This window comes from Homoserinimonas sp. (assembly GCF_056262345.1).
In genome coordinates, this window is record NZ_JBACFR010000154.1 from 42,364 (window position 1) to 63,139 (window position 20,776).

17 protein-coding genes are annotated in these 20,776 nt (G+C 64.4%); 7 read left to right on the forward strand and 10 right to left on the reverse strand.

The genetic code is table 11. The annotated features are described in order from the left end of the window. Positions 1-37: 37 nt before the first annotated feature. The 3 genes from def to AC062T_RS07805 all read right to left on the reverse strand — a co-directional run bounded on the left by def (position 38) and on the right by AC062T_RS07805 (position 5,397). A complete protein-coding gene (gene def, locus AC062T_RS07795; RefSeq protein ID WP_476028866.1) occupies positions 38-526 on the reverse strand; it encodes a peptide deformylase in 489 nt (162 codons plus the stop codon). Positions 527-611: 85 nt separating this feature from the next. After that, entirely contained in the window at positions 612-1,946 is a 1,335-nt protein-coding gene (locus AC062T_RS07800; RefSeq protein ID WP_476028868.1) for a MinD/ParA family ATP-binding protein, read from the reverse strand. 46 nt (positions 1,947-1,992) lie between these two features. Beyond that, positions 1,993-5,397, reverse strand: a complete 3,405-nt coding sequence (locus tag AC062T_RS07805) for a pyruvate carboxylase (protein ID WP_476028870.1) — start codon at positions 5,395-5,397, stop codon at positions 1,993-1,995. A 123-nt stretch (positions 5,398-5,520) separates the two neighbouring features. On the opposite strand from AC062T_RS07805, the gene AC062T_RS07810 reads away from it, so the two are divergent. Further along, positions 5,521-6,309, forward strand: coding sequence for a ParA family protein (locus tag AC062T_RS07810; protein ID WP_108518857.1), 789 nt, complete (start codon positions 5,521-5,523; stop codon positions 6,307-6,309). 92 nt (positions 6,310-6,401) lie between these two features. On the opposite strand, the gene AC062T_RS07815 is transcribed toward AC062T_RS07810, so the two are convergent. From AC062T_RS07815 to AC062T_RS07825, 3 genes are all read right to left on the reverse strand, one after another. Further along, the gene (locus tag AC062T_RS07815) at positions 6,402-6,950 is read right to left on the reverse strand and encodes a MerR family transcriptional regulator (RefSeq protein WP_476028873.1); all 549 of its coding nucleotides are present in this window, start codon (positions 6,948-6,950) and stop codon (positions 6,402-6,404) included. A gap of 191 nt (positions 6,951-7,141) precedes the next feature. Beyond that, on the reverse strand, positions 7,142-7,843 hold the full coding sequence (gene ftsR / locus AC062T_RS07820; RefSeq protein WP_476028875.1) for a transcriptional regulator FtsR: 702 nt from the start codon (positions 7,841-7,843) through the stop codon (positions 7,142-7,144). Continuing rightward, entirely contained in the window at positions 7,844-8,377 is a 534-nt protein-coding gene (locus tag AC062T_RS07825; protein ID WP_476028877.1) for an FHA domain-containing protein, read from the reverse strand. Positions 8,378-8,515: 138 nt separating this feature from the next. Between AC062T_RS07825 and AC062T_RS07830 the strand changes: the two genes are divergently transcribed. Both AC062T_RS07830 and AC062T_RS07835 read left to right on the forward strand, forming a co-directional pair. Further along, a complete protein-coding gene (locus AC062T_RS07830) occupies positions 8,516-8,959 on the forward strand; it encodes a hypothetical protein (protein WP_108996719.1) in 444 nt (147 codons plus the stop codon). 52 nt (positions 8,960-9,011) lie between these two features. After that, positions 9,012-9,719 (forward strand): Pr6Pr family membrane protein, encoded by a 708-nt coding sequence (locus AC062T_RS07835; protein ID WP_476028879.1) that lies wholly within the window; start codon positions 9,012-9,014, stop codon positions 9,717-9,719. Here the strand turns inward: AC062T_RS07835 and AC062T_RS07840 are convergent. Beyond that, positions 9,613-11,076 carry a flavin monoamine oxidase family protein gene (locus AC062T_RS07840; protein WP_476028881.1) on the reverse strand — a complete coding sequence of 488 codons (1,464 nt, stop codon included), beginning with the start codon at positions 11,074-11,076 and terminating at the stop codon, positions 9,613-9,615. The two genes, AC062T_RS07835 and AC062T_RS07840, sit on opposite strands and share 107 nt — an antisense overlap. Positions 11,077-11,134: 58 nt before the next feature. Here AC062T_RS07840 and AC062T_RS07845 point away from each other — a divergent pair, with 58 nt between their 5' ends. Next, positions 11,135-11,530, forward strand: a complete 396-nt coding sequence (locus AC062T_RS07845) for an RNA-binding S4 domain-containing protein (RefSeq protein WP_476028883.1) — start codon at positions 11,135-11,137, stop codon at positions 11,528-11,530. A gap of 18 nt (positions 11,531-11,548) precedes the next feature. Here the strand turns inward: AC062T_RS07845 and AC062T_RS07850 are convergent, their stop codons facing one another. The 3 genes from AC062T_RS07850 to AC062T_RS07860 all read right to left on the reverse strand — a co-directional run bounded on the left by AC062T_RS07850 (position 11,549) and on the right by AC062T_RS07860 (position 14,927). Beyond that, a complete protein-coding gene (locus tag AC062T_RS07850; protein WP_476028885.1) occupies positions 11,549-13,006 on the reverse strand; it encodes a glyceraldehyde-3-phosphate dehydrogenase in 1,458 nt (485 codons plus the stop codon). An 86-nt stretch (positions 13,007-13,092) separates the two neighbouring features. Further along, a complete protein-coding gene (locus AC062T_RS07855) occupies positions 13,093-14,109 on the reverse strand; it encodes a serine hydrolase domain-containing protein (protein WP_476028887.1) in 1,017 nt (338 codons plus the stop codon). Positions 14,110-14,114: 5 nt separating this feature from the next. Continuing rightward, the gene (locus AC062T_RS07860) at positions 14,115-14,927 is read right to left on the reverse strand and encodes a CPBP family glutamic-type intramembrane protease (protein WP_476028889.1); all 813 of its coding nucleotides are present in this window, start codon (positions 14,925-14,927) and stop codon (positions 14,115-14,117) included. A 113-nt stretch (positions 14,928-15,040) separates the two neighbouring features. Here AC062T_RS07860 and AC062T_RS07865 point away from each other — a divergent pair, with 113 nt between their 5' ends. The 3 genes from AC062T_RS07865 to AC062T_RS07875 form a co-directional block, all read left to right on the forward strand. After that, positions 15,041-15,787: a hypothetical protein gene (locus AC062T_RS07865; protein ID WP_476028891.1), complete on the forward strand. Its 747-nt coding sequence runs from the start codon at positions 15,041-15,043 to the stop codon at positions 15,785-15,787. After that, positions 15,787-17,382, forward strand: a complete 1,596-nt coding sequence (locus tag AC062T_RS07870; protein WP_476028893.1) for a DNA polymerase Y family protein — start codon at positions 15,787-15,789, stop codon at positions 17,380-17,382. Before AC062T_RS07865 ends, AC062T_RS07870 begins: the two co-directional genes overlap by 1 nt. A gap of 55 nt (positions 17,383-17,437) precedes the next feature. After that, a partial coding sequence (locus tag AC062T_RS07875) for an error-prone DNA polymerase (RefSeq protein ID WP_476028895.1) occupies positions 17,438-20,776 on the forward strand: 3,339 nt, incomplete at its 3' end.

The window sequence follows — 20,776 nt, forward strand, 5'->3', positions numbered from 1 at the left end:
CATGCCGCAGCTTGCGGCGGGCGCCTACGACGGTGGGTTAGAACCAGTCAGATTCACGGATCTGTCGCATGGCGTCGCGCTTGGTCTCTTTATCGAGCCCGTCAATGTAAAGACGGCCCTCAAGATGATCGACCTCGTGCTGGAGAGCCTGCGCCATAAGACCGTCACCGCTCAGCTCGACGGGGTTGCCATCGAGATCGATTCCCTTGACGCGGGCAAATGGATAACGCAATCGCTTGAAATAGAACCCGGGAACAGAGAGGCAGCCTTCTTCGACAAGCTCAGGCTCGCCAGAGACCTCAACAAGCTCAGGGTTGATGACGTAGCCGATCTCCCCGTTGACGTTGTAGCTGAATGCGCGCAGGTTAACGCCGATCTGTGGGGCGGCAACGCCAGCACGACCGGGAAGCTTGACCGAGTCAATGAGATCTTCGATCAGTCCAGTGACATCGTCCTTCGATGTGACCGGATCGGAGACCGTCTTGAGTACCGGGTCTCCGAAGAACCGAATTTGTCGTGCGGTCATGCTGCCACCTCAGGTCTCGTGGTTGGTAGTTCCATCGCCCTCGCTGCACCCGGCAGCGGCGATCGTGCTAACGCTTGTTCGCGGATTAGTCGGCTCGACGCGAAGGCAGACCGTCCATGACGGTCGCGGCCAAGCGTCGGGCAGCATCCTTGGTCAGGGTGCGGAGGTTTTTGTAGTCGATGACGGAGCCAGCGGCGAGGTGCGGGTCATACGGAATGCGCACGATCTCGCGCACGCGCGACTGAAAGTGCGATTCGATCTCGTCAAGCTTGACGAGGCTCGTGCCCTGCGTCGCTGTGTTGATGGCGACGACCGCGTTGCGCACCAGGTCGGCGTAACCGTTGGACTCGAGCCATGTGAGCGTCTCGGATGCGAGGCGAGCCTCATCCACACTGCCGCCAGAAACGATGACGAGTGAATCTGCCCGCTGCAGGGTTGCCCGCATCACAGAATGGACGATGCCGGTTCCGCAGTCGGTGAGGGCGATCGAGTAGAAGCGTGCGGCGAGGTCTGCGACCACGTTGTAGTCGTTCTCGTCGAATGCCTCGGAGAGAAGCGGGTCGGTGTCCGACGCGAGGATATCGAGCCGCGTCTCATCGCGTGACACCATCTGCGAAAAGTCGTTGAAGCTCGTGATGGAGGCTGCATGGGTGACGACGTCGCGAACGGTGGAACGGGTCTGCTTGTTGACACGCTCCGACAGCGTGCCACGGTCGGGGTTGGCGTCGATGGCGATGATGCGGTCTTCGCGGACATCCGACAACGCCATGCCCAGCAGCGAGGTGATCGTCGTCTTGCCGACTCCGCCCTTGCGGGTGAGCACCGGCACGAACCGGGTGCCGCCTTCGAACTGCTTGTCGATGCGGGCATCGAGCTCCTTGCGCGCTCGAGCCTTGGCCGAGTCGCCCAAGTTCACAAGGTGAAAACTCGCCGAGTAGACGAACGACGGCCAACCGCCCTCTGGTGCCGGGCGCCTGCGTCGCTTGACATCAATGAGCCTGTCAGCGGTCAGCATGTTGGCCGACTCCGGCGTGGACGAGACCTCGCCGCGGAGGCGGTCTCGACGACTCTGAGGGTCGTCCGATGCAACGGCAGGAAGCGGCGCATACTCGACATCGTCGACGACGTCGTCGGAAGACTCGATCAACGAGGTATCCATGCTGATCGAGAGGCTCGACACGTCAACACCGGCGAGAAGCTCCGGGCTCACGGGATCATCGCTGATCGTCACCGCGAGCTCGTCATCGGGAACCGTGCGCACGGGCGCGGGCAGGTCGATGCTCACGGTCATGCTTTCAGGGACGTCTGAAGCGAGGTCATCGCCGCCGTCTTCAAGCAGAACCGAGTCATTGAAGCCGGAATCATCAAGTGAATGCGCGTCGTCGGATATAGAACCCGACTCTCCACGTTTCGTCGTCACAGGCAGAACTTCCCTTCCCTGAGGAACGGCTCAGTCTACCAAGGGGCTAGGCCGGTGTAATTTCCACCAACAGATCTCCACCCTCCACGGGCGATGTCGACTTGATCGCAAGCCTCGCGACGACTCCAGCCACCGATGCCGTGATCGCCGCCTCCATTTTCATTGCCTCAATCGTCGCGACGGGCTGACCTGCTTCCACAGCCGCGCCGACCTCTACCTGGAGGGTAACGACACCGGCGAACGGTGCCGCAACGTGCCCCGGCTTGGAGGCATCCGCCTTCTCGGTCGCGTGGACCTCGACAGAGATGCTTCGGTCTCGAACGAACACGGGTCGCAACTGGCCGTTCATGGTGGTCATGACGGTGCGCATGCCCTTGGCATCGGCATCGCCGATAGCCTCAAGGCCGACATAGAGGTTGACCCCCTTCTCCATCGGAACGATGTGTTCCTCGCCCTGGCGGAGGCCATAGAGGTAGTCGACCGTATCGAGAACGGAAAGATCTCCGTACGTCTCCCGCACATCGGCGAATGTGGCAGTGGGGGCGGGGAACAGCAGGCGGTTGAGGGCGTTTCGGCGCTCATCTGACGTGCCACCGAGCGCAGCCTCGTCCGCCTCCGAAACAGGACTCACCCCGATCTTGACGGTGCGCCCTTCCAGAACCTTGGTGCGGAACGGCTCCGGCCAACCGCCCGGCAGCTCCCCCAGCTCTCCCGCCATGAACCCGATCACGGAGTCGGGGATGTCGTACTTCTCGGGGTTCTGCTCGAAATCATCGGGATCGGCGTCGGCCGCCACCAGGGCGAGCGCGAGGTCACCGACGACCTTCGACGACGGAGTTACCTTGGGTGGACGCCCCAGCATCGCGTTGGCCGCAGCGTAAGCATCCTCGACCTTCTCGAAGTGGTCGCCAAGGCCGAGCGCGATGGCCTGCTGCCGCAGATTGCTGAGCTGGCCTCCCGGGATTTCATGATGGTAGACGCGGCCGGTCGGGCCGGGCAGACCCGACTCGAACGGGGCATAGACCTCGCGCACCGCCTCCCAGTAGGGCTCGAGATCTGAAACGGCCTGGAGGCTGATCCCCGTGTCGCGCTCCGTGTCGGAGAGTGCGGCGACCAGTGCGGAGAGCGACGGCTGGCTCGTGGTGCCCGCGAGCGGAGCCGCCGCGGCATCGACGGCGTCGGCTCCGGCACGGCTCGCCGCGAGAAGGGTTGCAAGTTGCCCGCCTGCGGTGTCGTGGGTATGGACATGGACCGGCTGGTCAAAACGCTCCCTGAGGGCCGTGACAAGCTTCTCGGCCGCGGCAGGACGAAGGAGACCCGCCATGTCTTTAATCGCCAGGATGTGGGCCCCCGCGTCGCTCATCTGCTCGGCAAGTCGCAGGTAGTAGTCGAGCGTGTAAAGATCCTCGGCAGGATCGAGCAGATTGCCCGTGTAGCAGAGTGCCACCTCGGCAATCGAGGTGCCCGTCTCAAGCACGGCATCGATCGCCGGCCGCATCTGGGAGACGTCATTGAGGGCATCGAAGATGCGGAAGATGTCGACACCGGTGGCCGCGGCCTCCCGTACGAACGCGTCGGTAACCTCGGTGGGGTACGGCGTGTAGCCGACCGTGTTGCGTCCCCGCAGAAGCATCTGGATCGCGACATTGGGCAGAGCCTCCCTCAGCGACGCCAACCTCTCCCACGGGTCCTCTCCGAGAAAGCGCAGTGCGACATCGTAGGTCGCGCCGCCCCAGGCCTCGACCGAGAGTAGTTCCGACGTCATCCTGGCCACATGGGGGGCAACCTCGACGAGGTCGCGAGTGCGCACGCGCGTGGCCAGCAACGACTGATGCGCGTCTCGGAATGTCGTCTCGGTTACTGCCAGCGCCGTCTGCGCCCGCAGGGCCGACGCAAAGCCACCGGGTCCAAGCTCCATGAGACGCTGGCGCGATCCAGCGGGAGCTGGCTCGGACAGGTCGATCGTTGGCAGCTTGTCCGCCGGGTGGATCGAGGTGACCGCTGGTCCGTTCGGCTGGTTGACGGTGACATCGGCGAGCCAGTTGAGAAGCTTCGTGCCACGATCCCGAGACGGGTGAGCGTGCACGAGATGGGGCCGCTCGTCGATAAACGCCGTGCTGATGTCGCCAGCAATGAACGACGGGTCTTCGAGCACCGCCTGGATAAAGGGGATGTTTGTCGAAACACCGCGGATGCGAAACTCCGCTAGACCGCGGCGCGCACGACCAACCGCCGAAGCAAAGTCGCGGCCGCGGCACGTCATCTTGACGAGCATCGAGTCAAAGTGCGGGTTAATCTCCGAACCGGGGCTCACTGTTCCGCCGTCGAGCCGGATGCCTCCGCCACCGGGCGAGCGATACGTCGTGATCTTGCCCGTGTCTGGCCGAAAGCCCTGTGTCGGGTCTTCTGTTGTGATGCGGCACTGGAGTGCAGCCCCACGGAGCCTCAGATTGTCTTGCAAAAGCCCGAGGTCGGCGAGGGTCTCGCCTGCGGCGATGCGAATCTGGGCCTGAACGAGGTCGACATCAGTGACCTCTTCTGTGACGGTGTGTTCGACCTGGATGCGCGGGTTCATCTCGATAAAGACGTGCTGGCCGGCGCGCTCCCCCACGGTGTCGAGAAGAAACTCAACCGTTCCGGCATTGACGTAGCCGATGGACTTGGCGAAGGCCACAGCGTCTCGATACAGCGCCTGACGGATCGATTCGTCGAGATTGGGCGCGGGAGCGATCTCTACAACCTTCTGATTGCGTCGCTGAATGGAGCAGTCGCGCTCGAACAGGTGAACCGTCTCCCCGGTGGAGTCGGCGAGAATCTGCACCTCGATGTGCCGGGGACGGAGCACCGCCTGCTCAAGGAACATGGTGGCGTCGCCAAACGCGCTATCGGCCTCGCGCATGGCCTCCTCAAGCGCGGGCCGGAGCTCCTCGCGCGTGTTGACCCTGCGCATACCGCGCCCGCCGCCACCGGCAACCGCCTTGGCGAAGACCGGAAAACCGATCTCGTCGGCCGCAGCCACGAGAACGTCGACGTCGGTCGTGGCTGGCGACGACTTGAGCACGGGAACCCCCGCTGCCACAGCATGTTCCTTTGCGGTGACTTTGTTGCCCGCCATCTCGAGAACGCTGTTTCCCGGCCCGATAAAGGTGATGCCAGCATCCGCAGCAGCCTTAGCTAGATCGGGGTTCTCAGAAAGAAAGCCGTAACCGGGGTAGATGGCGTCGGCACCGCTGAGCTTGGCGACACGGATGATCTCGTCAACATCGAGGTAGGCACGGACCGGGTGGCCCTGAGTGCCGATCTGGAACGCCTCGTCCGCCTTCTGGCGGTGAAGGGAGTTGCGATCCTCGTAGGGGTACACCGCGACGGTACGGGCCCCCAACTCGTAGGCAGCGCGAAACGCTCGAATGGCGATTTCACCCCGGTTTGCGACGAGAATCTTGGAGAACATCCGTACCCTTCCTGCAACGTTGCATGGCGCTAGCGATGCGCACTCTGGTATTCGGCACTCGCTAGCGACACCCCCTGATTAGAGGTGGATGCTCACAGACTACTGAAGGTATGGTTTCTTGTTGTGCATGTACTCAGCGTGAGCTCCCTCAAGGGAGGAGTCGGAAAGACCACTGTCACGCTCGGACTCGCTTCCGCAGCATTTGCCAAGGGGTTGCGGACCCTCGTGGTCGACCTCGACCCGCAGTCTGATGTCTCAACAGGCATGGACATCAACGTCGTGGGGCGACTCAATGTTGCCGACGTTCTCGCTTCTCCCAAGGAGAAGATCGTGCGCCAGGCCATCGCGCCGAGCGGCTGGACCCGCGGCCGCCCCGGCAAAATCGATGTCCTAATCGGCAGCCCGTCTGCGATCAACTTTGACGGACCCCACCCGAGCATCCGCGACATCTGGAAGCTCGAGGAGGCACTCGCCAACGTCGAAGACGACTACGACCTCGTGCTGATCGACTGTGCACCATCGCTCAACGCTCTAACCCGCACGGCCTGGGCCGCCAGCGACAGAGTCGCCGTGGTCACCGAGCCTGGACTGTTTTCTGTCGCCGCAGCCGACCGCGCTCTTCGCGCAATCGAGGAGATTCGACGGGGCCTCTCCCCCCGCCTTCAGCCCCTCGGAATCATCGTGAACCGGGCCCGTGTGCAGTCTCTCGAGCACCAGTTCCGCATCAAAGAGCTACGCGACATGTTCGGCCCGCTCGTGCTCAGCCCCCAGCTGCCGGAGCGCACGTCGCTTCAGCAGGCACAAGGAGCAGCAAAGCCGTTGCACATGTGGCCGGGCGAGAGCGCAGAAGAGATGGCTCGTAACTTCGACCAGCTGCTAGAGCGCATCATGCGCGCCGCTGGCCTCTCCTGAGCTAGCCCAGAACTGATCTAGGGCGCTGGTCTAGACGCTGGTCTAAGGCGCGCTAAAGGCTCTGGGTGACCCCAGAGGCCACCGTGGCGCCCCTAGGAGGCGCGAGTCGAGCGACGAGCGGCGAGCTCGTCCATTGCGTCAGGCTTGTCGGCCTCGAGCTCGACCAGGCTGTGCTCGACCTCGCGGAGCACCTTGCCCACGGCGATGCCGAAGACTCCCTGTCCCCGGTTAACGAGGTCGATGACCTCGTCGTTGGAGGTGCAGAGGTAGACGCTGGCGCCGGCGCTCATGAGCGTGGTCTGCGCCAGATCGCTCACGCCAGCTTCGCGAAGCTGGTTGACCGCGGTACGGATCTGCTGAAGCGAGATACCGGTATCGAGAAGACGCTTGACCAGCTTGAGCACGAGGATGTCGCGGAAGCCGTAGAGGCGCTGCGAGCCGGAACCGGCCGCGCCGCGGATTGTGGGCTGCACAAGCTCGGTGCGGGCCCAGTAATCCAACTGGCGATAGCTGATGCCGGCAGCGCGTGCCGCAACGGCGCCGCGGTAGCCGGAGGTGTCGTCGAGATCGGGAAGGCCATCGGTAAACAGGAGGCCGAGATCGTAACGAGAATCCTCATTACGACTGCTGAGTTCGCTCATCTCGATGCCTTCCACAATGGTTCCGTTTGCTGTGTGACCGCCCACTGCCGGCCGTGCCGGGGTGAGTCTTAACTTTCAATGTTTGGTTGAAGTTGATCTATCACCACGGTACGAGGCTTTCGGGTGAATGCCTGGCATTGGGCGCCGACGGATTTGGCGTGTCGCCGCATGTCGGAAGCAATGACCCCAGCTTACGGGTCGAGTCGTGAAAGTGCACCGCGAATCAGGCTTCCCCGAACAATCTCGAGTTGCCCAGCGATCTCACGAGCAAGCTCGCTCGCCTTTGCTCTGCTGGATGCATCTTTTCGCCGTGCGACGGGAATCAGGGCGCTCTCGATGAGGCCCAGCTCGCGCTCTGCGGCTGCTCTGAAGCTGCGCAGATGGCGCGGCTCGATGCCGGAACGCTTGAGCTCGCCCAGAGCAGTCAGCACCTTGAGCGCATCGTCGCCATAAACATCTGAAGCAGTGATCAACGACGCAGACACGGCGTCGGCGAGGAGCTGAGGGCTGACCCCGGCCGCCCGCACCAGCTCATCGCGCCCCAATCGACGCTCTGACGAGAGAATCGACGGCCCGGCGACCGTTGCTCCTCCCGGAAGCTCCGGCTGCCGCCCAGCGTCGAGGTCGTCGAGATATGACTTGATGACCTTGAGAGGGAGATAGTTGTCGCGCTGCATCGTGAGCACGAGGCGCAGCCGCTCGACATCGTCGGGAGAAAACTTGCGATAGCCAGACTCGGTGCGAGACGGCGAAATTAGCTGCCGTTCCTCAAGAAACCGGAGCTTGGACGGCGTGAGATCGGGGAACTCCGCCGTTAGCCGTGCGAGAACCTGCCCAATGCTAAGAAGTGCCAGAGTCGGCGACTTTTCGTGGGCCGCGGCGGCGCGCGCCACTTAGCTAGCCGCCGAGGAGGCGAGGTCTAAGCGCGATGCGTAGAACGTCAGTCGGAACTTGCCGATCTGAACCTCGGAACCATCGACAAGCGTCGCAGAGTCGACCCGGACACCATCGAAGTAGGTGCCATTGAGCGAGCCCTGGTCTCGGATCTCAAAGGTCGTTCCCGAGCGGATGAACTCGGAGTGCTTTCGCGAGACCGTGACATCGTCGAGAAAAATATCGGCATCCGGATGGCGACCCACCGTCGTGACATCGGAGTCAAGAAGAAAACGAGCGCCGACATTGGGCCCACGACGAACGATGAGCAGTGCGGAACCCGAGGGAAGCGCGCCGACAGCCTCAAGCTCCTCGCGGCTGACCTCACCGCTGAGGGCCGCGAGCTGCGACTCGAAATCCGCGCTCATGTGGGCAGTGGTCTCCGTAGTGCTCGAGGAACCGGGCACGGCGATAGTGTCGCTCACAATGGGCTCGTCGTTGGTGGAGGCAGCGTCAGGGCGCTTGCCGTCGTGAGAGTGCGGCGCATCGACCATGTGAACCTCCCCTGGCTCGTTATCAATCAGCGTATCGGATTCCGGGCCCGTGCTGTCAGGGCAAAATCCACTTGACGAGAGAATATCGTGCAGCGCGGCGTCATATGAGCGTTGAGGTGACCGGGGTAGTCTCGAAAGATGTCGTGCATCCGCTTCAACACCCCGGCCCAGCTGGCGGCGATGCGAGAGCTCGCTCCCTCGATGCTCACCGCTGAAGAGGTGGCCCGCCTGCACCCAGCGCCGCCCGTTACCGAGAGCAAATTGCGGCGGCTCCGACTTCTTGCCGCCGATGCAAACCCCCGCATCCGCGAAAGCGCCGCCAACAACCCCCACACGCCCGACGACGTGATCGCAACCCTGGCTCACGACCCCGATGAGGGTGTTCGCAATGCCGTCGCACGCAACGAGAAAACATCGTGCGATGTTCTGCGCGAACTCGCCGACGACCCCTCCGACACCGTGCGCGGCTGGTTGGCCGTGAACTATTACGTTCCCCGCGACGTGATGGACCGACTTGCCGACGATCCCAGCGACACGGTGCGTGCCCTCGTTCGCTGGAAGGGTTCGCTCGTCGACGCCTGAGTCGACGCGACAACCTCCCATCACCACGACAGAGCTGACTGCGGATCGTCGAATGCCCATCCACACCACTGTGTTGGGTATCGCACGACTGCTCACCGCAATAACAGGCATCGTGGCCCTCGTGGGCGACATCAACTTTACGATCGGCACGAGCCCGCTCGCGATCGGCAACTTCTTTAGCTACTTCACCGTCGAGAGCATGATTCTCGCCGTGGTCGTCTTTGCCTGGTCTGGCATTGTCGCCCTCACGGGGCGTCAAGATTCCGTGCCGCTCGACCAGCTGCGGGCGCTAGCCGTGGCCTATGTGACGGTGTCGGGCATCGTGTTCAGCGTGTTGCTCATAGAAGGCACGCTGCGCGGAGTGCCGGTCTGGGCACCCTGGTCGAGCATCCTGTTGCACTTCGTGATTCCCGCACTCGCGCTGCTCGACTGGGTTGTGGCCCCGGCGCGACTGCTGCCGTGGTCAACGATCGGCTGGGTGCTGGTCTTCCCGGCAATCTGGGTGGTCTACACGATGATCCGCGGCGCGACCGTGTATTGGTACCCGTACTTTTTTCTCGACCCATCGCTCGTCGACGTTCCGTTTGAGCTGAGCCTCTACTTGCTCGCCGTCGTCGTTATCTTTGCCTCAACGACCACCCTGCTGATCGCGATCAGTCGGAGGCGCTCGAGGGTGAGGGCGAAGCCGAAGGAGAAGCTGAACGCGACACCAGATCAGGGTCAACAAAAGGCTCGAGGCTCACAAGAGCAGCCTGCATAAGCTCGCGGTCGCCAAATTCCGATAGCCGCACTGCAGCCTCGCCCGCCATGAGGCCGACGAGAATCGGTTCGCCCATAAGCGGGAGCATGTTGATCCAGAGGGGAAAATCGGTGTCACCATCGACAACGCTCCAGGCTGATGCTTCCGTCGACCAGAACGGGGTGTCGAAACGCATGACGATCTTGTCGCGGTGCCCCATGCCGAGGGCCGCGATGGCCCCGCGATGCGAAAACGGCAGAGGCGGATCGAACTCGATAGCTCCGGCCTGCAGCACCCCCAGCGGAACCGTGACGATGGTGCGGTCGGCAGAATACGACTCTCCCCTGGCCAGCCGGAGGCTTACGCCCCTGTCCGTGAGAGTGACGCCAGAGACAGTGCTCGAGGGCAACACGGTGATGCCGTCGATCATCCCCGCGATCAAGGACTCGAAATCACCGACGACCATTTCGTCACCCTCAGCACCCAGCACAGGGATTGAGGCGAACCACGCCGAGAGCTCATCGGCATCAGCCCCCGTGCCGACAACGACGTCGGATGCCACATAGTTCTCGAGCAGATCGACCTGCGAAACGCCCGCTGCCCCCGCAGACGCGTCCACATTCGCCGCCCCGGAATCGAGCAGGGCGTCGGCGAGCGACGTGTCGACAGGCTGAACGGCCGCCCATTCCAAGGCCTCAGCCACAGCATCCTGCCCCACCGTGCTGGGCTCGAGAACAGCGCCGGCTACCGTGCGGTGTTCCTGCGAAAGGGTGAACGGCACGACCTCGATGTCGGCGTCGGCGAGCTCAGCAAGCACGGCAGCGGAATCGAGCGCCGAGATGACATCGGCGCCCAGCTCCACGGGGAACGGCCAGTCGCCGCCGCTCAGAGTGGAGACTCTGCCGCCGAGCCGGTCACGCCCCTCGATGACCACGACGTCGTAGCCCGAGTCGACGAGGATGCGGGCCGCGGTTGCGCCAGCAATACCCGCTCCGACGATGGCGATGCGCTCCTCCGGCTCGGCAATCGACATGACATCGAACGCCACGCTTCTGCCCGATGCGCGGGCGCCTTGAACGGTCGCCGGGGCAGTCTCGGCGGTGTGCTCGCCCGCAAAGAACAACCGGTCGTCGATGGGCCGACGCAGAATCTCGCGGTCATCGGCCGCCGTTCCGACCGCCGGATAGCTCAGAGCCCCTCGCGAGAACGGGTCGGCCGCCCAGTTCGTGCGGACGAAAGCCGCCGGCTCGGGAGTCTTAGAACGAATCGGTGAGGCAGAGGGAGACGGCTGCGGCGAATCGGGCGTGCAGGCCGCGACTGTGAGGAGCGTGAGCCCCGAAACCGATCCAACAAGGAATGTGCGCCGCTTCATAGTCATCTGTGGTCACTGTAACGCGGCAAAGGATCAAGCTCCAGCGCGCTACTACTCTTGACCCATGGAAAGCGTGCGGGTTGACAGCTGGCTGTGGGCGGTGCGGGTCTACAAGACCCGATCCGCAGCAACGAGCGCCTGTCGCGCTGGGCACGTCAAGCTCGGAGGCGACCGGGTAAAGGCGGCCCAGGCCGTGCGCGTCGGCGACGAAGTACGCGTGCGCATCGCCGGATTCGACCGCACGTTTATCGTGCAGCGGCTGATCGCCAAGCGCGTCGGAGCTCCCGAAGCAGCATCCGCTTACCTGGAGACAACTCCGCCCCCGCCGCCACGGGAAGAGAGGCCACTCGCTCCCGTGCGCGACCGCGGAGCCGGACGCCCCACCAAGCGAGAGCGCCGCGAGTTGGAACGCCTGCGAGGGCGCGGAGACAGCGACGACGTGCGGGAGCCGCTGGAATAGCGGCCCCCGCACCCAGGGCTAAGAGGCCGAGACCGACTTGCGCTCGGGGAACACCAGCGGGTGGTTGCCCGCCAGGGTCTCCAGCACACGAATCACCTGACGGCTGTAGCCGAACTCGTTGTCGTACCAGACGTAGAGCACGAGGGAGTTGCCCGTGCTCAGGGTCGCAAGACCATCGACAATGCCGGCGCGGCTCGAACCCACGAAGTCACTGGAGACGATCTCTGCTGACTCGACATAGTCGATCTGCTGGCGCAGAACCGAGTGCAGGGCCAGGTCGCGCAGGTAGGCGTTGACCTCATCCTTATCCGCCTCATTCTCAAGGTTGAGGTTGAGAATCGCGAGCGAGACATTGGGCGTCGGAACGCGGATGGCGTTGCCCGTGAGCTTGCCCGCGAGTTCGGGAAGAGCCTTGGCAACAGCCTTGGCTGCACCCGTCTCGGTGATGACCATGTTGAGAGCAGCGGAGCGCCCGCGGCGATCGCCGTTGTGGAAGTTGTCGATGAGGTTCTGGTCGTTGGTAAACGAGTGAACGGTCTCGACATGCCCGTTCAGGATGCCGTACTTGTCGTTGATCGCCTTGAGCACGGGGGTGATGGCGTTGGTGGTGCAGGATGCGGCAGAGAGGATGCGGTCAGCATCTGTAATCGTGTCGTGGTTGATGCCGTGAACGATGTTCTTGAGATCGCCCTTGCCGGGAGCCGTTAGCAGAACGCGGGCGACTCCGGGGCTCTTGAGGTGCTGCGAGAGGCCCTCTGCATCACGCCACTTGCCCGTGTTGTCGGCGACGATCGCGTTAGTGATGCCGTACTTGGTGTAGTCGACCTCTGCGGGGCTGTTCGAGTAGATCACCTGGATGAGGTTGCCGTTGGCGAGGATCGTGTTGTTCTCTTCGTCGATCTCGATCGTGCCCTCGAACGGCCCGTGAACCGAGTCGCGGCGCAGCAGGCTAGCCCGCTTGATGAGGTCGTTCTCTGACCCCTTGCGCACGACGATCGCACGCAAGCGAAGGCCACTTCCTCCCGCAGCATGGGCGATGAGGATGCGGGCCAAAAGCCGACCGATGCGTCCGAAACCATAGAGAACCACGTCGACAGGGTCGGGCGAGTTCTTCTCGTTGACATCGACAACGGGGGCAAGCTCAGAACGAAGAAAGGTCTCGAGGTCGGTGTCGCTTTCGCGGTACCGCTCAAGAAGCGTTCCTACGTCGATGGATGCCGGGCCGAGACCCAGTCCGACGAGCGTCTGAAGAATGGGAAGGGTGTCTTCGACATCGAGGGCGAATGCGGCACCCTGACGGCTGTGGCTGTGCGCCTTGAGCACCCCGATCGCGGACTTGTTGAGGAGCCGACGGCCATGAATGGAGGTGACAACACCGTTCTGGCGATAGAGCTTCCCGACCAGGGGAATGATGGCCTCTGCCACCGTCTCGCGCTCGCTCCATTGCTGCAACTTCTGGTCGGACTCGTGGCCCATTCTGTTCCTTTCCCACACTGGAAGGGGCGACCGGGCGGTCGAAAATCCCCTCAAATAGTGTATGGGCGGCGGAACGAAGCTAACTCTTACTCACGTATGGAGGGCTCGGAGAGTTCTGCGAGCAGATCGAATCCGTAACGGTCAACAGGGATGGCCGTGGCAGAAAGAATCACAACGCCGACATGGGCCTCGCGATCCAGGCCCATCCAGGCGCAGAACCCACCCGTGCCGCCGTTATGCCAGGTAATAACCCGGCCCTTCGACTCAAGCGTGATCCATGCTGCACCGATTTTCATGGTGGGGCTCGACATCGGCGCAGCAGCTTCGAGCGCACGCATGCCCGCCGCCGAACCATCGAGAAGCGCGGCCGCCAGGTGCCCCATGTCACCAATCGTCGAACGGATGCCTCCGGCCGGCGCAATCGCCTCCCCCGTCCACGCCTCCATGATCTTGCCCCTCGAACTCCTGCCCGTCAGGTCGCGCTCGGTGAGATCCGCCGGCCCGGAAAGTACGGCGAAAGACCCGAGACCGAGCGGATCAGCGATGCGATCGCGAAGCAGCGCCGCGTAGTCGATGCCCGCCGCGCTCGCCACCGCATGGCCGAGCAGCTCGAAGCCCAGATTGGAATAGCGGGGATACCGCGCGGGGCGCACTGTGGCTCGGCGAGCGCCGACAACCAACTCATCCAGCGTCTCGCCATAGGGATTAGCTCCCCTGCGCATGAGAGCCCAGCTGCGACGCACCACATCGCGCGAGGGAGCGAGACGAGGCAGACCCGAGGTGTGCGTCGCGAGGGAGGCCAGCGTTACCCCGGCAGCGGGGCACTCCCCCAGCGGCAGCAGCTCGCCGAGCGTCGTTGCTGGCGCCACCTCGGCGCGCTCCACCGCATCCATATAAAGGAGCCCCGTGATCCCCTTCGTGATCGATCCAATCTCGAACCGCGACGTGAGAGGCGTTCCCAGAGCGGCAGTCCGTGCCCCCGCGCTCGTGACTGTCGCAACCGCAACAACGGGGTGGCGGCTGCCGAGCCGCGCGTTGATTCGTTCGGCGAGCTCTGTATCGCCCGCGGCATCCGAGCTTGCGGGTCCCTGCTGGATGGTCATGGGAGTCAGTAGATGAAGATGGGCAGAAAGGAGCGGTCGTGAGCATGCACGAGCGCGAGAAACAGCACCAGGTCAAAGAGCAGGTGGACCGACACGACATAGGTGAACGACTTAGTGAGCTTGAACGTGTAGCCCTGGAGAAGGGCGAACGGGAACGTCAGCAACGGGCCCCACGCTTCGTAGCCGATCTCCCACAGGAACGACGAGAACATGACAGCCGTGAGGACATTGGCGAGCCAGTCGGGAAAGTGCCGTCGCAAAAGCGTGAAGGCTGTGCAGATAAAGAAGAGCTCATCCCAAATGCCGACGGCGTTGACGCCGAGAAACAGCCGCCAGAAGATCGTGGGATCTTCTGAGGCATCGGGCCAGTTGTGATACACACCAGTGCTGATGAGGTACACCGGCAGAATCAGGTATCCGAGCACAACAACGCCGACGAGATAGAGCCGAGCCGTAAGCGACCACGACTCCCCTGTGAACATGGGAAAGCGGATGATTCGCTCGCGATATACATAGCGGGATACGAGCCATGGCACAGCAACGGCGAGCGCAAGAGCAGCACCCATCGCCACCATGTGGCCGATGCTGAGGTCGGCATTGAGGGGAACCAGGCTAATGATGAGCAGACCGGCCGCGATGAGCGCGAGGTGCTTGAACAGCTCACGATCAACCACAAACCCGACAATGAGCCCTGCGGCGAGCGCCGCATAACCGAACGGGGTTTGGACGCCGAAGAGCAAAAACGCCGAGATCGAGATAAAGGCCGCAGGCAGAAGCTTGCGGCTGAGGACGGGGCGCTGTGTCTCTACGGCGGTCACCCGCCTAGCTTGCCCTAGGGTGGGCCGATTTTCGAAACGTCAGAGAGAGGTGCGCCCAAAGCTGAGCCGTTCTTGTGGTTGCTTTATTCGAACATGTGTTCGAACATTGATGTATGACTCTTCTTGCGGGTTCTCGCCCCACTTCGATGCCCACCGCGGTGTCGGAGCTGCAGGCGCGCATCCGCCAGATGCAGGCGACCAAGCTGCCCGACACCATGCTTCCTGTGCTCGATGGGCTGCGCAGCATTCTCCCACACGGCCTTCGGGCCGGCGCTACCTACTCGGTAACAGGGTCAACCAGCCTCGCCCTAGCCCTGCTCGCTGGCCCCTCACAACAGGGTTCGTGGTGCGGTGTTCTGGGGGCGCCCACCCTCAGCACTGAGGCAGCGGCAGAGCTGGGCATTGACCTCTCCCGCCTGGTGCTGGTGCCCCAGCCCGGCTCCCGCTGGCTCTCTGTCGCCGCCGCCATGACAGACGTTCTCGGCGTCGTCGTGGCCGCAGCCCCGCCCCGCATTGCCCCCGCCGAGGCCTCCCGCCTTGCGGCACGCCTGCGCCAGCGCGAGAGCACTCTCATTGTGCTCGGCGAGTGGCCAGGAGCCGATGCGAGCATTCGGGCCACCGCGAGCACCTGGTCGGGAATCGGCAACGGCCACGGGCGCCTTGCCGGACGGCTAATGCGCGTTGAGGTTGGCGGGCGCGATGGGCGCTCCCGCACCCGCACGCTCATCCTTCCCTTCGCCCCCACCAGCGGGACCGGGGCGACCGCGGCAGCCGTGCCTGGCGCGGCAATGCCTGATGCAGCCGTGCCGACTGCGCCGCATCCTGTGGGGCTTCGCCTCGCCCCAGAACTCGTGGGCTGATGACTGCCTCCATTGCCCGCTCCATGGTGGTCTGGTTCGCCGACTGGCCCGTTGAAGCGGCAAGAGCAACCGAAGGGCTCTCCCCCACCGCTGCCGTAGCCATTATCGATAAAGGCTTCGTCATCGCATGCTCAGCAGAAGCCCGCCGCGAAGGTGTGCGCCGCGGACTCCGAGTGCGCGAGGCCCAGTTGCGCTGCCCTGACCTCACGATCACCCCCTACGACGCCGAGGCCGACGCCCGCGCCTTCGAGCCGGTCATCAGCAGCATCGAGGAGATCATCCCCGGCGTCGAGCCCATCAGGCCGGGGCTCTGCGCTGTGCGTGCCAGAGGAGCCGCCCGCTACTACGGGGGCGAACTCCCCGCTGCAACAGCGCTTCTCGACCGGATGCTCGCCGAGGGCAGCCCCCCAGCATCCATCGGCATCGCCGACAGCCGGTTCGCCGCCGAGCAGGCCGCCTACCGTGCGGGGCCCGTGACGGGTGCAGCGCCCTCTGCACCCCCCAGCGGCGCCGAAGGCCACCGTGTTCTCATCGTGCCGCCGGGAGCATCCCCCGCCTTTCTCGCTCCCCTGCCGATCGAGACCGTGGGCGATGGAGACCTGACGGCGCTGCTTCGCAAGCTCGGCGCCCGCACCCTTGGCGACTTTGCCGCGCTCTCTTCTACCGATGTCCGCGCACGATTCGGCGAATCCGGCGCGCGCGCCCACGAGCGGGCCGCTGGCCTCGATCACAGGATCGTCGTTCCCCGCGTTCCCCCGCTCGACTTCGACGTGCAGATCGATTGTGAGCCGCCACTCGACCGAATCGACCAGATCGCATTCGCGCTCCGGGCCGTCGCCGATCGATTCGCGAGCGGGTTCACGGCGGCAGGTCTCGTCTGCACAGGAATTCGCGTGCACATCACGACGGAGGGTTCTGGCGGCTCCGAGCGGGAATGGAGCCACCCCCGCTACTTCACCCCTGCCGATGTCGTCGACAGGGTTCGCTGGCAACTGCAGGGCGACGGTATCGATACGGGGCTTGAGGCTCCCGTCTCCCGCGTAACCATTAGCCCGACCCATGTCGACGCGATCGGCAACCATGAAGAGGGGCTATGGGGGCGCAGCCCGGACGAGCGCATCCATCACGGCCTCTCACGCATCCAAAGCATGCTCGGGCACGATGCCGTGCTTACTGCGGTGCCGGGCGGGGGCAGGATGCTCACAGAACGTCGGGTTCTCGTGCCCTGGGGAGACGCCCCGCCCCCTGCCGCACGCCTGGCTGCCGATCGCCCCTGGCCCGGCAGTCTGCCCGCCCCTGCGCCTGCGACGGTCTATGAACCACCCCTCTCGGCGAATGTTCTGGCCAGCGATGGCAGCACCGTCGATGTCGACCGCCGCGGCAGGGTGACTGGCGACCCCGCCTGGCTCTCGCTCGCGGAGAACCGGCGACAGAGGGTGACGGCATGGGCTGGGCCGTGGCCCATTCGACAGCGCTGGTGGGATCCGGCGCGAGCCCGCCGAATCGACCGGTTCCAACTCGTTGACGAACACGGGGAGGGCTGGCTACTGCTGCTCGAGCAGCACCTCTGGCGGGTGGAGGCCCGCTATGACTGACGCACAGTGAGCTGCCCCCTCCAGAACGAACACCACACGAAAGGAGGACGACGCGATGGGCTGGAATAACCCACCGGTGACCTGGGCCGAGCTTGAGCGCGCGCTCTCGGGCGAGGCGCATCTGCCCCGCCGGGCTGAACGGCGAAAGGAACCGACTGCCCAGCCCCCAGCCTCGCCGCTGCCCGCTGCCACGCCGCTGCCGGCTGCGGCGCCCCTCGGCGCGACCGTGCCCTATGCCGAGCTGCACATCCACTCGCACTTCAGCTTTCTCGACGGCGCATCCTCCCCTCAGGCGCTCGTTAATGAGGCCGTTCGACTTGGGCTGCACGGGCTTGCCCTCACCGACCACGATGGCCTCTATGGGATCGTGCGGATGGCCGAGGCTGCGGAGAACCAGGGGCTCGCTACCGTATTCGGTGCGGAACTCTCCCTCGGGCTGAGCGCGCCACAGAATGGCAGGGCGGACCCCGAGGGCGACCACCTCGTGGTGCTTGCCCGCAAGGAGGAGGGCTACCACCGGCTGGCAGGGGCGATCACGAGTGCACAGCTTGCCTCCGGGGCCGAGAAGGGACGCCCCGTCTATGACCTCGATGAGCTGGCCGCGGCATCCGATGGTCACTGGATTGTGCTCACGGGCTGCCGCAAGGGTGCGGTGCGACGAGCCCTTGCCGACGAAGGCGAGGCGGGGGCCGCCCGCGAGGTCGCCCGGCTCGTCGACCTCTTCGGCCACGACAATGTGGTCGTGGAACTCATCGACCACGGCGGCCCCCTCGACAGCGATCACAACGACACCCTGGCTCGCATCGCTGCGCAGGCAGGGCTGCCCTACATCGCGACCGGCAATGTGCACTATGCAACCCCCGAGGAACACCCACTGGCCTCGGCCATCGCCGCCGTTCGCGCCCGCCGCAGCCTCGACGATATGGATGCATGGCTACCGGCATCCGACGGAGCCCACCTGCGCAGCGGGGCCGAAATGGCGGAGCGTTTCTCTCGCTACCCCGGCGCGGTGGCGCGCACCGTCGAGCTCGCCGACGACCTTGCGTTCAGCCTGCGGGCGGCCAGGCCCCAGCTGCCCAAACAGGAGGTTCCCGAGGGCCACACCTCAATGTCGTGGCTGAGGGAACTTGTGCGGAAGCGGCTGCCCGAGAAGTATCCGAACGCCGACGCCGCCGTCCATGCCCGGCTCGAGAAGGAACTCGCTGTGATCGAGGCGAAAAACTTTCCCGGCTACTTCTTAATCGTCTTTGACATCGTGTGTTTTGCCCGCAGCCGCGGCATCCTCTGCCAGGGACGCGGATCCGCAGCGAACTCGGCCATTTGTTATGTGCTCGGCATAACGGCGGGCGACTCGATTTTCTACGGGCTGTCGTTCGAGCGATTTCTCTCAAGCCTGCGAGAGGAGGTGCCCGACATCGACGTCGACTTCGACTCCGATCGCCGCGAGGAGGTAATCCAGTACGTCTACGAAAAGTACGGGCGCCGTAACGCCGCCCAGGTGGCCAACGTGATCAGCTATCGCCCCAAGAACGCCGTGCGTGACATGGCGAAGGCTCTGGGGTTCAGCCAGGGGCAGCAGGATGCCTGGTCGAAGCAGGTGGAACGCTGGGGGTCGGTCGAGGCACCAGAGGGGGGCATCCCCGCCTCCGTCCTCTCCCTCGCCGACCAGCTACTCACCGCGCCACGGCACCTGGGCATCCACTCCGGCGGCATGGTGCTCACGGAACGCCCCGTGGGAGAGGTGTGCCCCATCGAGCATGCCCGCATGGAGAACCGCACGGTTCTGCAATGGGACAAGGACGACTGCGAGTGGATGGGCCTGGTCAAGTTCGACCTTTTGGGGCTCGGCATGCTCGCCGCCCTGCAATACGCATTCGATCTCATCGACGACAACCTGGGCGAGAGGTGGACGATCGAATCGATTCCCCGCGAGGAGCAGGGCGTCTACGACATGCTGTGCCGGGCGGATGCCGTCGGCGTCTTTCAGGTGGAGAGTCGCGCCCAGCTCGCGACCCTGCCCCGGCTCAAGCCTCGGTGCTTCTATGACCTCGTCGTGGAGATCGCCCTTATTCGCCCCGGACCGATTCAGGGCGGGGCCGTCCACCCCTACATTCGGCGGAGGACAGGCGAGGAGGCAGTCGACTACCTGCACCCGCTCCTCGAACCGGTTCTGAAGCGCACCCTGGGGGTGCCGCTCTTTCAAGAGCAGCTCATGCAGATGGCGGTCGCGGTCGGCGGCTGCACCGCAGAAGACGCCGACCTGCTGCGCCGAGCGATGGGGTCCAAGCGCGGCGTCGAGCGCATCGAAACCCTCAAGGCCAAGCTGTATGCGGGGATGGCTGAGAACGGCATCACCGACGATGTGGCCGACGGCATCTACACCCGCATCGAGGCCTTCGCTAACTTTGGATTCGCCGAGTCACATTCGCTGAGTTTTGCCGTGCTTGTCTACGCGAGCTCGTGGCTCAAGCTGCACTACCCTGCCGCTTTTCTTGCGGCGCTTCTCAGAGCTCAGCCCATGGGCTTCTACTCGCCACAGACCCTCGTGGCCGATGCCCGCCGCCACGGCGTGCAGGTGCTGCGCCCCGACATCCTGCTCTCCGATGCCGAGGCGACGCTCGAATCGTTGCCCGGCGCGGCCGGAGTAACAGGAGCCGACGCCTGCGCGAGCTTTGAACAGCCGCCGATCGGCCCGTTTGACCGGGCAACCCCCAGTGACACCCTTGGGCACCGGCGCGACGGTTCTTTCGCCGTGCGGCTGGGCTTGGCCGAGGTAACCAGCATCGGCACAGCCCTGGCTCAGCGCATCGTGGCCGAGCGGGCGGAGGGCGGCAACTTTGCCGACCTCGCCGATCTTGCCCGGCGCGTCGGCCTAAACGCCGACCAGCTTGAGGCGCTCGCCTCTGCCGGCGCCTTCGACTCCCTCGGCATGACTCGTCGAGAGGCGCTGTGGGATGCCGGGGCAGCCGCCCAGGAGAAGCCGGGATTTTTGCCCGGCAGTGGCATGAGCATCCAGCCGCCGCTGCTTCCCATGCTGTCCCCGGCGGAGCAGGTGGCCTACGACCTGTGGGCGACAGGGATATCGACCGATGATCACCCGATGCGGCATGTGCGCGAGGTGCTCACCCCACGCGGTGTGCTGCCCATCGAGCGGCTGGAGGGCGCGGAGTCTGGACGGCGCATCGAAGTCGCCGGGGTCGTCACGCATCGGCAACGGCCACAAACGGCCAGCGGCATGACGTTTCTGAACCTTGAGGACGAAACCGGCATCCTGAACGTCATCGCCAGCGTCGGGGTCTGGACCCGGTACCGTCGCGTTGCGCGAGAATCCCCTGCGCTTCTTGTGCGAGGCATTCTCGAACGCTCCTCCGATGGCGTCATCAATCTGGTCGCC

Bases quoted from the DNA above. Each gene is read 5' to 3' on its own strand.
- def (WP_476028866.1), bottom strand. From the start codon at position 526: ATGACCGCACGACAAATTCGGTTCTTCGGAGACCCGGTACTCAAGACG.
- AC062T_RS07805 (WP_476028870.1), bottom strand. From the start codon at position 5,397: ATGTTCTCCAAGATTCTCGTCGCAAACCGGGGTGAAATCGCCATTCGA.
- AC062T_RS07815 (WP_476028873.1), bottom strand. From the start codon at position 6,950: ATGAGCGAACTCAGCAGTCGTAATGAGGATTCTCGTTACGATCTCGGC.
- AC062T_RS07825 (WP_476028877.1), bottom strand. From the start codon at position 8,377: ATGGTCGATGCGCCGCACTCTCACGACGGCAAGCGCCCTGACGCTGCC.
- AC062T_RS07830 (WP_108996719.1), top strand. From the start codon at position 8,516: ATGTCGTGCATCCGCTTCAACACCCCGGCCCAGCTGGCGGCGATGCGA.
- AC062T_RS07835 (WP_476028879.1), top strand. From the start codon at position 9,012: ATGCCCATCCACACCACTGTGTTGGGTATCGCACGACTGCTCACCGCA.
- AC062T_RS07840 (WP_476028881.1), bottom strand. From the start codon at position 11,076: ATGACTATGAAGCGGCGCACATTCCTTGTTGGATCGGTTTCGGGGCTC.
- AC062T_RS07845 (WP_476028883.1), top strand. From the start codon at position 11,135: ATGGAAAGCGTGCGGGTTGACAGCTGGCTGTGGGCGGTGCGGGTCTAC.
- AC062T_RS07850 (WP_476028885.1), bottom strand. From the start codon at position 13,006: ATGGGCCACGAGTCCGACCAGAAGTTGCAGCAATGGAGCGAGCGCGAG.
- AC062T_RS07855 (WP_476028887.1), bottom strand. From the start codon at position 14,109: ATGACCATCCAGCAGGGACCCGCAAGCTCGGATGCCGCGGGCGATACA.
- AC062T_RS07865 (WP_476028891.1), top strand. From the start codon at position 15,041: ATGACTCTTCTTGCGGGTTCTCGCCCCACTTCGATGCCCACCGCGGTG.
- AC062T_RS07870 (WP_476028893.1), top strand. From the start codon at position 15,787: ATGACTGCCTCCATTGCCCGCTCCATGGTGGTCTGGTTCGCCGACTGG.